Below are 12,709 nucleotides of genomic sequence, written 5' to 3'. Positions count from 1 at the left end.
AATCGGAGTCTCTCATGCCTGCCATCACTGCCCCTGCCGGAATCGTCGGCGACGACGCTATCAACCCCGCCTACTCACTGATCGCAGGGCTCGTCCCCGATTGGTTCAAGGCACTGCCGGCGCACCAGTACGCGGCCTTGCGCAGTGCTACCCAGCAGCCTTTGGACTGGTATGAACAGGCATGCCTGCAGATGCCGGAGACCGTCGCGACCTTTCACGCCGAGCATGCCCATTTCCGCTGGCTCGAATCCCAGAAGCAACACGCCTTGGGGCAACTGACCACCCTTGAAGCCTTCGCCGACCCCCTGCTCAAAACAGCCATCACACAGCGTTTTGGGCTGGAGGTGGACGTTCGCCGGGCCGTCCTGTTCCACCCCAAGCTTGCGGACACGCCCTGGTCTTTCGCGAACCTGTCAAAAGACCCAGCAGTGGAGGCCGCCGCCGCCGTGCGCCGAGCCACCCAGCCCTTGCTGACCGCCGCGCTGCAAAACTTCGTGGCTGGCGACACTCAGGCCGGGGGGATGGACCTGAGGCGTATGAAAGCAGTCATCTACGACCCCGCCAATGAGGACCAAACCCTGGCGATCGCCCCCCATGAGTTCGCCGCACTGTGCCGGGAACTGGACCTGGGCGCGCAGTACCAGAAAACCCTCGAAGCCGTGTTCAACCCCACCTCTTCGGCCGACCAAGCACCGGGGGCAGCCGCCTTCAATCAGCTCGGCCTGCTCAAACGGTGCGAAAGCTCGACGCTGAAGCTGCATGCCTGCGTGGCATACATGAAAAAGCACATCAGTGAACGCACGTACGGTTTGCTGCTGGACGTTGCGGATAACAAACGCGTTATGCAAGACGCCAGCCCGCTGCTGAGCCGTAACCTGCAACTGCGGGATGTCGACCTGACTGGCGTGGTAGCCATCGGCCCGTCGGACGACCAAGGCGGCCTGCTCGGGCCCTTCACTGTCTACATTCCGGAAGACCCGGTGTGCCCTCTCAAGGAATACGCTTCCACGCTCGACTTCGTCAGCGACTTGCGCGACCGAATGTTCAGCCCAGGCTACCTGGACTTTTTCCGTGGCCTGGTGGCCGATGAGCAAGCCGACGCCCTGTTCGCCACCCTTACCGATCGCCTCTATCCGCTGGTGTGGGCCGAGGGCGGACAACTGAAGGTTCGCCGCCCAGACCGGCAGGCCAAGCTGCACGTGCGCATGCACGACTACAGCCAGTCATTCCTGACCGAGTTCACCCTGCGCAAGGTTCGAAAACTGCAAACGGATGCGCTTTACCATGGCGTGCCCACCGCGGTGATGGACGAAAAGGCACTGGAAGCGCGCCTCGCGTATTTCGCTGGCGGGGTGCTGCAGGCACTGAACATCGGCGCCTTCTTCGTACCCGTGCTGGGCCAGGTGATGATGGTTGTCACCACCGTTCAGCTGGCCTATGAAAGTTACGAGGGTATCGAAAGCTGGAGCCGTGGCGAGCGCGAGCAGGCCTTGGGCTACCTCATGGACGTGGTCGAGAACGTTGCCTTGTTCGCCGCACTCGGCGCCGCTGGTGCCGGTGCTGGCACTACGCCCGCCCTCGAGCGTATACCGGTCGAAACCCCATCGTTCATCGAAGAGCTGCAAAGCGTTACCTTGGCCAATGGCAAGACACGCCTGATCAAGCCCGATATCACGCCCTTTGCCCATGACATCCTGTTGCCTGCTGGGCTAAAGCCTGACGAATTCGGCCTCTATCACTATCAGGGCAAGACTTGGCTGGCGCTGGAAGACCGCGTCTATTCGGTCAAGACCTCGCCAGGCAATCCACCCCAACAGCGCATCGAGCACCCGACCAAAGCCATCAGCTACGAGCCCTTGTTGCGTCATAACGAAGCCGGTGCCTGGCAGCATGAGTTCGAGCGCCCGCGCCAATGGCAGGGCCACACGCTGTTCCGACGCCTTGGGCCTTCGGCCAGCGGGTTCTCTGAAGAAACCGCCCAACGCATCCTCGCCGTCAGCGATACCCATGAAACCGTCCTGCGCCAGGTATTGACCGAAAACCAGCGCCCGCCAGCATTGCTGGAAGACACCCTGCGCCGCTTCAGGCTAGACCATGAGGTGTCACGGGACTTGGCCGGCACAGACGCGAACACACGTATCACTGCCTTTCAAGCGCGCTACCAGACACCGCCCGTCGATCAGGCCCCCAGCACCCAGACCATTACCCGCCGCTACCCCGCGCTGCCCGTTGGTATCGCGGATGAGTTGGCGCGCCATGCCAGCCCAGCGGAGCTGGAGCAATTGCTGGCGGGCAAGGTCCCGTTGCGTCTGGCTCAAGAAATCCATACCTACCAACAGCAGGTACGCCTGGCGCGCGCCTACGAGGGGCTCTACCTCGACAATGTGAACAACCCGGACACCGACAGGCTTGTTTTGCACAGTGTGGCGCGCTTGCCTGGCTGGGCTGACGAAATCCGCATCGAGCTACGCCAAGGCAGGTTCACCGGCCCCGTGATCGATCAGGTAGGCGCGCCAGACGGGCCTGTTCGCAAAGTGCTGACTCAACACGCCGATGGCTACCACACCTACGATGGCGAAGGGCACGAACTGCATGGGCGCGACACGATCTACTCGGCCATCTTGCATGCATTGCCCGACGCGAACCGGGCAGCATTAGGCTTTCCCAATACCTGGGAGGGCCCTGCGCTCAAGCAGCGCGTGCAGCAGTTACCGTTACTGCCACGGCCCGAGTTGCGCAAGGTGCTCCACATGCAACCGGCTAAACCAGGCGCAAACTCGCCCATGCGCCTTGCTGACGGGCGAGTGGGCTACCCCTTGAGCGGCCGCGGCTCGCTCGCCAGCACAGTTTTGAGGGAAGACCTGCTGTATCTGATTCGGCTGCTGGCGCTTGAGCAAGACACGCAGAGCGCCGAAGCGGTGCTGGCCGCCCTGGAGGGCGCAGGGCTGTCACGCGTGCAGATCAGCGACCGCTTGAATGAGCTGATGGCCGAGCGTGATGCCCTGGACCAGAGCCTGACCGCCTGGAGCGACGCGGCCCTTGAGCTGCCCGACCTGCACAGGCGTCTGGACAGCCGAACCCGTATTCAGGACGCGCTATGGCTGCATTGGCAGGCCACCAACCTACCGGAAATCGGCCGGGGCGCTGCCACGCTGCGCCTGGATCGCATCCTGCTGATCGACTATCCCGCACAGCTACCCGCCTTTTTCGAGCAACGCATCGTGCGCTTGCACCTGGTTGATTACCAAGGCACGGGCCTTATGAACTCACACACCCTGGGCGCGAACATCGGCCCGGAACTGCAGGCGGTAGACAACTTCCTGCAACGCTTCCGGCACCTCACATCCCTGGAAGTCAGCAGCCCTCAAGGGCTCACCTACAGCACCTTGAACCTGCAACCCCGACAGGTGTTTGCGACACTGCGGGAGCTGCGGCTACACGACACGCGCCTGGGCTTGAGTGGCGGTTATATCGCAGGGTTGAGTGACCGTTTCCCAAACCTGGAGGTGCTGGACCTGAGTGGCTGCCCGATCAACTATGTTGACGACGGGACGCAGATCGGCAATGTCCGTTTACGTTATCTCGGGCTAGACCGCACGGGCCTGGTGGATTGGCCTGCCTGGCTCAACAGTCAGTCGCTCACCACGATCGATCACCTCTCCCTGCGTGACAACGCACTGACCAGCGTGCCCGACGAACTCGCCCTTGCGCCACGAACTGCACAGCCACGTCGGCGCATATCCTTGCAAGGTAACCTGCTGTCGCGTCGAACTATCCTGACGCTGTTGGCAGATCAGCCCTCCGAGGCCAGACAGTTCGACATGGCATTCGACACCCCTCCCAGCATTCAGCAAAGTGTTCAGGCCTACCGGCGAGATCAACAGCAGGTGCTGGCCATCTTCGACAATTGGGCCAATGCCTCAAGCTCGTCCAACCCCCTGAGCGCACAGGCAACCGTAGCCAGAAGGCAAATCGGCGAGGCATGGCTCGCATTCATGCGCACTGATTTCCTGGGGGCCACGGGCCCGTTGCAATTAACCGACATTTCGCTGGCTAACTTTCCACCGCAATTGCCGCCTCACCTGTACGCCCGCGTGCGCGAACTACAGCTGCTGCGCATGACCGCCACCCGTGAGCAGCTCAATAGGCTCCTGGGGCACTTCACACAACTGGAGGCACTCACCCTCGACGGCCACGTTGCACCGACTGGCGCGCTTCCTAACTTGCTAGCGTCCTTACCGGACCTACAGCACCTGACAATACGTATAGAGGGCGGTCAGATCGATGATCAGGCCATGGCAATGTTCGCGCGCATGCCCCAGTTAGAATCGCTCAATCTGGAAGGCAACCGCCTGGCCGCCTCTTTCGATAATGAGAACCTGCAAACCCTGAGCGATCACCTGACCCGGCTCACCTTGTCCAACACCGGCCTGCACGCGTGGCCAGCGTGGGTAGAGACCCTTCTGCCCCTGGACATTCTGGACCTCGACGATAACCAGATCGTCAACCTGCCGGACAACATCCTGTACAACCCGCGCAATGACCATGCGCACACGGAAATATCCCTGCGTGGCAACCCGCTGAGCGATTTCACGATGTCCCGCGCCCATGGCTCTGAAGCGCGTAATAGGTCGTACAGTTTTCTGATGGACCTGCCCGACGAAATTCTTCAGGAGCATTGGCGCGAGCGTCACGACTCGGACAGCGAGTCCGATGACAGCGACGATGATGACAGCGTCGGTTCCGGCGACCATGGCCATGCCCACAGCCCCGCCCTGGAACCTGAAATGGATGCCCCCGACGTCGACGACTGGCTCCTGGCAAGCGTGGAGGAAAACGAAGCGCACCGCACGGTGTGGGAGACGCTGCAGCAGGGCGGCGAAGCGCCGGCATTGCTCGAACTGGTAGGCCGCCTGGCGCACACGGCCTCATACCGAACGCTGGGCACCCGCGCCGATTTCGTCGCGCGCGTCTGGCGCATTCTGGAGGTCGCCGGCAACAGCGCCGAGGAACGTGCACTGTTCAACGGCATGGCCCACGCGGGCGTCGAGCGCAATGGTCAAGGGCTATACCAGACCTGCCACGACGGCGCCTGGCTGGTGTTCAACCAGATGGAAATCAAAGTGTTCACCGAGCAGGCACTCAAGGCGCTGCCCGAGCAGTCCCGCGGCCAGGCGCTGTATCGGCTGGTACTGCGCCTCTATCGGCTGGAGGCCGTCGAAACCATCGCCCGCGAACGGGCCGGTACCCGCGACGAAGCCGAAGTGCGCATGGCCTACAAGCTGAACCTGGCGGAGGCTTTGGAACTGCCGCTGGCACCCAAAAAGATGCTCTACCAGGCCTGCGCCAACGTCAGCCCCGCAGAGCTGGATGCTGCTCGGGCGCAGGTACTTGCCGATGAAAATGGCGACCCGTTCCTGCTATTCGCCGCCCGGCAGGATGCCTGGGTCGACTACCTGCGGGAAACCTATGCAGAACGGTTCGCCTTACTTGAGCAAGACTACCAACAGCGCGTGCTGGATGCGCCAGATGAAACACGGGAGCCCGGCGGTGCCAGCCCGACCCTGGAAGCACTGGCGCCGCTGTTCGAACGCCTGAAGCTCGAATACGAACAAAAGGTCGCCCACCTGATACGCGAACTGACCATTGCCGAAAGCTACAGGTACGCTTGACGCCCCGTTGAGCGGCGCGCTGCGCCGCTCGACATCCGCTTACTTTCCGTAGCGCTCCCGGCCCCAGGCCAGCAGTGTCTCAAGCAGCGCGCGCAGCACCGCTTGGGTCGGCTGCGCCAGGTCTTCGCGGTACGCGAAGGGTTCCACCTCTTCCATGTAGGTACTCTGCGCCAGCTCCAGCTGCACAGCATGAATGTGCTCGGCCGGGTTACCGTAATGCCGGGTGATATGCCCGCCTTTGAAGCGCCCATTCAGCACATGGCTGTAACCCTGTGCCTCAGCGCACGCCCCCTGCAGCCGCTCGGCCAGCTCGGCATCGCAACTGGCGCCGTTGAAGGTGCCCAGGTTGAAGTCCGGCAGCTTGCCGTCGAACAGGTGCGGGATCAGCGAGCGGATCGAGTGGGCATCCCACAGCAAGGCGTAGCCGAACGCCTCGCGCAGGCGCGCCAGCTCGCGCTGGATCGTCTCGTGATAAGGCCGCCAGATCTGTTCCAGGTAGGCCTTGCGCTCGTCCGCGGAGGGTTCCTTGCCGTGCTTGAACAGTGGCTCACCCTCGAACAGCGTGGCCGGGTACAGCCCCGTGGTGGCCCCGGCGTACAGCGGCTTGTCGTCGTCCGGGCGGTTCAGGTCAATGACGAAGCGTGAATACTCCGCCGCCACCACGCTGGCACCCAACTCACGGGCGAAATCGTACAAGCGCGGGATATGCCAGTCGGTGTCGGGCAGGCTCTGCGCCTGGTCGACCAAGCCCTCACGCACGGCTTGAGTCAGGCCGAGCCCGGCGTGGGGCATGCTGATCAGCAGGGGCAGGCGGCCCTGGTGAAAACTCAGTACCTTGTCCATTGCGCCTCGCTCAGTTGGAAAGTTCATGGCCCCGGCGCACCACGCGCTTGGGCAGGTCGCCGCCGAGCCAATAGGCCAGGTCGGCAGGGCGTTCGATGTGCCAGGCGACGAAGTCGGCCACCTTGCCGGCTTCAAGCGAGCCGTGGCTGTCGCCCAGGCCGAGGGCCGTAGCGGCATGGGTGGTCACGCCGGCCAGGGCTTCTTCGGGGGTCATGCGGAACAGCGTGCAGCCCATGTTCAACATCAGGCGCAGCGACAGCCCTGGCGAAGTGCCGGGGTTGAGGTCACTGGCCAGGGCAATTTTCACCCCGTGGCGGCGCAAGGCCTCCATCGGGGGCAGTTGGGTCTCGCGCAGGAAGTAGAAGGCGCCCGGCAGCAGCACGGCGACAGTGCCGGCCGCGGCCATGGCAATGGCGTCTTCCTCGGTCATGAATTCCAGGTGGTCGGCCGACAGCGCCTGGTAGCGCGCAGCCAAACTGGAGCCGTGCAGCGACGACAACTGTTCGGCATGCAGTTTGACCGGCAGGCCCAACTCATGCGCCTTGATGAATACCCGCTCGACCTGGGCCGGGGAGAACGCCAGGTGTTCGCAGAAGGCATCCACGGCATCCACCAGGCCCTCTGCGGCCAAGGCCGGCAGCATCTCGTCGCAGATGTGGGTGATGTAGTCGTCGGCCCGGCCAGCGTACTCCGGCGGCAGGGCGTGGGCCGCCAGGCAGGTGGCGCGCACCGCCAGCGGCAATTCGTCGGCCAGGCGCCGGGCCACGCGCAGCATCTTGCGCTCGTTGGCCAGGTCCAGGCCGTAGCCGGACTTGACCTCAAGCGTGGTCACGCCATCGCGCATCAACGCCTGAACCCGCTGGCGAGCACTGGCGAACAGCTCATCCTCGCTGGCCGCGCGGGTGGCCCGCACGGTGCTGGCGATGCCGCCGCCTTGCGCCGCGATTTCGGCATAGCTCACGCCTTGCAGGCGCTGCTCGAACTCGCCGCTGCGGTTGCCACCGAACACGACGTGGGTGTGGCAGTCGATCAGGCCAGGGGTGACCCAGGCGTAGCCCAGGTCCACCGTACGCTCAGCCTCGACCGGCCGCAGCTCGCTGCGGGGGCCGATCCATTCGATCAGCCCGGCGCAGGTGACGATCGCCGCGTCCTCGATGATCGCGTAACGCCCGTCCACCATGGTTGCCGCATGGCAGTGCTGCCAGAGGGTTCTCATTTGCAAATCTCCTGTACTAGCGGTGCAGCTCGGCCGGTGCCTGGGCCGCCTTGCCCTGCCCTGCCCGCGGCTTGCACCACAGCAGGTAGGACGCGACCAGGAACACCACCCAGACGACACCGACCAACAACGCGGCCTGGGTATCCGGGAAGTAACCGAGCACGCCAAAGATGAACACCATGAACGCGATGGCCATGGCGGGGCCATAGGGCCAGAACGGTACCGGGAACGCGAGCTGCGCGGCTTCTTCGCGGCTCATGCTGCGGCGCATGGCGACCTGAGTGACCAGGATCATCAGCCACACCCACACAGTGGCGAAGGTGGCGATCGAAGCGATCAGCAGGAACACGTTCTCGGGGATCAGGTAGTTGAGCAACACCCCAACCAGCAGCGCCGCGCCCATGACCACCACGGTCATCCACGGCACGCCGTGCTTGGACAGCTTGCTGAAACCACGCGGGGCGTGGCCTTGCTGGGCCAGGCCATACATCATGCGGCCGGCGCCGAAGATGTCGCTGTTGATGGCCGAAATCGCAGCGGAAATCACCACCACGTTCAGCACTGCCGCTGCCGAACCGATCCCCAGGTTGCTGAAGATCTGCACGAACGGGCTGCCTTCGCTGCCGATCTGCGGCCACGGGTACAGGCACATCAGCACGAACAGGGTCAGCACGTAGAACAGCAGGATGCGCAGTGGCACGGCATTGATGGCCTTGGGGATGACCCGTTGTGGGTCCTTGGCCTCACCGGCGGTCACGCCGATGATTTCGATACCGCCAAAGGCAAACATGACCACCGCGAAGGAGGCGATCAGGCCGCCGACACCGTTAGGCATGAAGCCGCCATGCTCGACCAGGTTGCTCAAGCCGACGGCATGCCCGGTGCCCACCTGGCTGAAGCCGAAGGCCATGATGCCGAGGCCGGCGAGGATCATCGCGACGATGGCGCCGACCTTGAGCAGCGACAGCCAGAATTCCATTTCGCCGAACACTTTGACGTTGCACAGGTTCAGGCCGCCAATCAGGAAGACGATGCCCAGTACCCAGATCCAGCGGGCCACTTCAGGGAACCAGAAGCCCATGTAGATACCGAAGGCGGTCACGTCGGCGATGGCGACAATGACCATTTCGAAGGCGTAGGTCCAGCCGAGGATGAAGCCGGCCATAGGGCCGAGGTAGGTCGTGGCGTAGTGGCCGAAGGAGCCGGCGACCGGGTTGTGCACGGCCATCTCGCCGAGGGCGCGCATGACCATGAACACGGCGGCGCCGCCGATCAGGTAGGCCAGCAGCACGGCGGGGCCGGCCATCTGGATGGCAGAGGCGGAACCGTAGAAAAGCCCGGTACCGATAGCGGAGCCGAGCGCCATGAAACGGATGTGCCGGGCCGATAGCCCGCGCTTGAGACCTTGAGCTTGTTGCATGTCACGTCCTAATTTTGTTTTTGTGGTCGTGAGATCGAGGGGGCTGCGTTGCAGCCCTTTCGCAGCGCAAGGCTGCTCCTACAGGGAAAGCGTTGCCGTTGTAGGAGCAGCCTTGTGCTGCGAATGGGCCGCAACGCGGCCCCAAAGGCATTACAGGCTAGGCAGAACCCCAGCCGGCAACAGCCCGGTCAGGCTGCCCTTGGCCAGCAGTTCGACAGCCTTCTCGATATCCGGCGCAAAGAACCGGTCGCGGTCGTAGTGCGGCACTTCGCTGCGCAGCGCCTGACGCGCCTGCTCCAGCTTGGCGGAGGTCTTCAGCCCTTTGCGCAGGTCCAGGCCCTGGCAAGCGCCCAGCCATTCGATGGCCAGCACGCCACGGGTGTTCTCGGCCATTTCCCACAGGCGCTTGCCCGCCGCCGGGGCCATCGACACGTGGTCTTCCTGGTTGGCCGAGGTGGGCAGGCTGTCGACGCTGTGCGGGTGCGACAGCGCCTTGTTCTCGCTGGCCAGCGCAGCAGCGGTGACCTGGGCGATCATGAAGCCGGAGTTGACCCCACCGTTTTCCACCAGGAACGGCGGCAGTTGGGACATGTGTTTGTCCATCATCAGCGAAATGCGGCGCTCGCTCAGCGAGCCGATTTCGGCGATGGCCAGGGCCAGGTTGTCAGCAGCCATGGCCACCGGCTCTGCGTGGAAGTTACCGCCCGAGATCACGTCACCTTCGGCGGCGAACACCAGCGGGTTGTCGGACACGGCGTTGGCTTCGATGCCCAGCACTTCGGCAGCCTGGCGCAGCTGCGTCAGGCAAGCGCCCATGACCTGTGGCTGGCAGCGCAGCGAGTACGGGTCTTGGACCTTGTCGCAGTTCTTGTGCGATTGCGAGACTTCGCTGGTTTCACCCAGCAGGTCGCGGAAGCACGCGGCGGTGTCGATCTGGCCACGCTGGCCACGCACGGCATGCACCCGTGCATCGAACGGCGAACGCGAGCCCAGCGCCGCTTCCACGGTGAGGCCACCGCAGGCAATGGCGGCGGCATACAGGTCTTCGGCGTAGAACAGCCCGCGCAAGGCGTAGGCCGAGGACGCCTGGGTGCCGTTGAGCAGGGCCAAGCCCTCTTTGGCGGCCAGGGTCAGAGGTTCCAGGCCAGCAACGGCCAGGGCTTCGGTGGCCGACAGCCACTGGCCCTTGTAGCGCGCCTTGCCTTCGCCGAGCAGCACCAGCGACATGTGCGCCAGCGGTGCCAAGTCGCCGGAAGCACCGACCGAGCCTTTGAGCGGGATGTGTGGGTAGACTTCGGCGTTGACCAAGGCGATCAGGGCATCGATCACCTTGCGGCGGATGCCGGAGAAACCACGGCTGAGGCTGTTGATCTTGAGCACCATGATCAAGCGCACCAGGTCGTCATCCAGCGGCGCGCCGATGCCGGCGGCGTGGGACAGCACCAGCGAGCGCTGCAGGTTTTCCAGGTCATGGCTGGCAATGCGGGTCGAGGCCAGCAGGCCGAAACCGGTGTTGATGCCGTAGGCGGTGCGGTCTTCGGCAAGAATCTGTTCGACGCAGGCAACGCTGTCGTTGATCGGCTGGTCGGCGCTGGCATCCAGGCGCAGGCGCACGGGTGCGGCGTGGATCGCGCGCAGCTGGGCCAGGGTCAGGGTGCCAGGCTTGAGGGTCAGTTCGGTCACTTCGCTACTCCATTCTGTCGGGGCCCGCAGGCCCCTTCTTGTTGTTCAGTATCTCTCAAAGTGCAGCGATCAGCCCGTGATCATTGGCAGGTCGAGGCCTTGCTCTTTGGCGCAATCGACGGCGATGTCGTAGCCGGCATCGGCATGGCGCATAACGCCGGTGCCTGGGTCGTTGGTCAGCACGCGGGCGATGCGCTCGGCGGCTTCATCGGTACCGTCGCAGACGATGACCATGCCCGAGTGCTGCGAGAAGCCCATGCCTACGCCGCCGCCGTGGTGCAGCGACACCCAGGTGGCGCCGCTGGCGGTGTTGAGCAGGGCATTGAGCAACGGCCAGTCGGAGACGGCGTCGGAGCCGTCACGCATGGCTTCGGTTTCGCGGTTGGGGCTCGATACCGAACCGGAGTCCAGGTGGTCGCGGCCAATCACGATCGGCGCCGACAGCTCGCCGCTGCGCACCATTTCGTTGAACGCCAGGCCCAGCTTGGCGCGCAGGCCCAGGCCGACCCAGCAGATACGCGCTGGCAGGCCTTGGAAGCTGATGCGCTCGCGGGCCATGTCCAGCCAGCGGTGCAGGTGGGCGTCGTCGGGGATCAGTTCTTTGACCTTGGCGTCGGTCTTGTAGATGTCATCGGCTTCGCCAGACAGCGCGGCCCAGCGGAACGGGCCTACGCCGCGGCAGAACAGCGGGCGAATGTAGGCCGGTACGAAGCCTGGGAAATCAAAGGCGTTGGCCACGCCCTCTTCCTTGGCCATCTGGCGAATGTTGTTGCCGTAGTCGAAGGTCGGGATGCCCTGCTTCTGGAAATCGAGCATGGCCTGTACGTGCACAGCCATGGACTGCTTGGCAGCCTTGACCACCGCAGCCGGTTCGGTCTGCGCGCGGTCGCGGTACTGCTCCCAGGTCCAGCCGGCCGGCAGGTAGCCGTTGAGCGGGTCGTGGGCGCTGGTCTGGTCGGTGACCATGTCCGGGCGCACGCCACGCTTGACCAGCTCAGGCAGGATTTCAGCGGCGTTACCGTGCAAGGCGATAGAGATGGCCTTGCCTTCGGCGGTGTACTTGGCGATGCGTGCCAGGGCGTCGTCGAGGTCGGTGGCCTGCTCGTCGACGTAGCGGGTTTCCAGACGGAAATCGATACGGCTCTGCTGGCATTCGATGTTCAACGAGCACGCGCCGGCCAGGGTCGCGGCCAGTGGCTGGGCGCCGCCCATGCCGCCGAGGCCTGCGGTCAGTACCCACTTGCCTTTCAGGCTGCCACCGTAGTGCTGGCGGCCGGCCTCGACGAAGGTTTCGTAGGTGCCCTGGACGATGCCCTGGCTGCCGATGTAGATCCAGCTGCCGGCGGTCATCTGGCCGTACATGGCCAGGCCCTTGGCATCCAGTTCGTTGAAGTGTTCCCAGTTAGCCCAGTGCGGCACCAGGTTGGAGTTGGCGATCAGTACGCGGGGGGCGTTGCTGTGGGTCTTGAACACGCCGACCGGCTTGCCCGACTGCACCAGCAGGGTTTCGTCGTCTTCCAGGCGGGTCAGGGTCTCGACGATCTTGTCGTAGCAGGCCCAGTTGCGGGCAGCGCGACCAATACCACCGTAGACCACCAGTTCTTTCGGGTTTTCGGCGACCTGCGGATCGAGGTTGTTCATCAGCATGCGCAGTGGCGCTTCGGTCAGCCAGCTTTTGGCGGTCAGCTTGTTGCCACGTGGGGCACGGATTTCAACGTCACGGTATTTGTTGTTGTCGGTCACGGGAAGGGTCCTCTGCGGTCGTCCGCGGGCAGGTGTGTCGTGGTCAATATACAAACACACCTTTACTTGTATGTACAAGCATGGACAACCAAAATATTTGGACCTGTTCGCTCCTGGCTTGAGTTGTGCGGT

Annotated in this window: 6 protein-coding genes; 1 reads left to right on the top strand and 5 read right to left on the bottom strand. The window is 63.8% G+C overall.

Annotated elements, in window-relative coordinates:
* The first annotated feature begins 14 nt into the window (after positions 1-14).
* Positions 15-5,672 (top strand): NEL-type E3 ubiquitin ligase domain-containing protein, encoded by a 5,658-nt coding sequence (locus tag HU750_RS04335; protein ID WP_186677187.1) that lies wholly within the window; start codon positions 15-17, stop codon positions 5,670-5,672.
* Between the two features lie 39 nt (positions 5,673-5,711).
* Here HU750_RS04335 and hutG read toward each other — a convergent pair whose 3' ends face one another.
* From hutG to hutU, 5 genes are all read right to left on the bottom strand, one after another.
* Complete coding sequence (gene hutG / locus HU750_RS04330) at positions 5,712-6,515, bottom strand: N-formylglutamate deformylase (RefSeq protein ID WP_099455569.1); 804 nt, start codon at positions 6,513-6,515, stop codon at positions 5,712-5,714.
* A gap of 10 nt (positions 6,516-6,525) precedes the next feature.
* On the bottom strand, positions 6,526-7,731 hold the full coding sequence (hutI, locus tag HU750_RS04325; RefSeq protein WP_186677183.1) for an imidazolonepropionase: 1,206 nt from the start codon (positions 7,729-7,731) through the stop codon (positions 6,526-6,528).
* Positions 7,732-7,747: 16 nt separating this feature from the next.
* Positions 7,748-9,151: an L-histidine transporter HutT gene (gene hutT, locus HU750_RS04320; protein WP_027592397.1), complete on the bottom strand. Its 1,404-nt coding sequence runs from the start codon at positions 9,149-9,151 to the stop codon at positions 7,748-7,750.
* Between the two features lie 150 nt (positions 9,152-9,301).
* A complete protein-coding gene (gene hutH, locus HU750_RS04315; RefSeq protein WP_027592396.1) occupies positions 9,302-10,834 on the bottom strand; it encodes a histidine ammonia-lyase in 1,533 nt (510 codons plus the stop codon).
* Between the two features lie 69 nt (positions 10,835-10,903).
* Positions 10,904-12,577 carry a urocanate hydratase gene (hutU, locus tag HU750_RS04310; protein WP_186677180.1) on the bottom strand — a complete coding sequence of 558 codons (1,674 nt, stop codon included), beginning with the start codon at positions 12,575-12,577 and terminating at the stop codon, positions 10,904-10,906.
* Positions 12,578-12,709: the final 132 nt, after the last annotated feature.

The organism is Pseudomonas sp. SWRI50, assembly GCF_014269095.1.
GTDB classification, from domain to species: domain Bacteria; phylum Pseudomonadota; class Gammaproteobacteria; order Pseudomonadales; family Pseudomonadaceae; genus Aquipseudomonas; species Aquipseudomonas kermanshahensis.
Note: the sequence above shows the minus strand (reverse complement) of the source record. Positions and strands in the feature narration are given on the sequence as shown.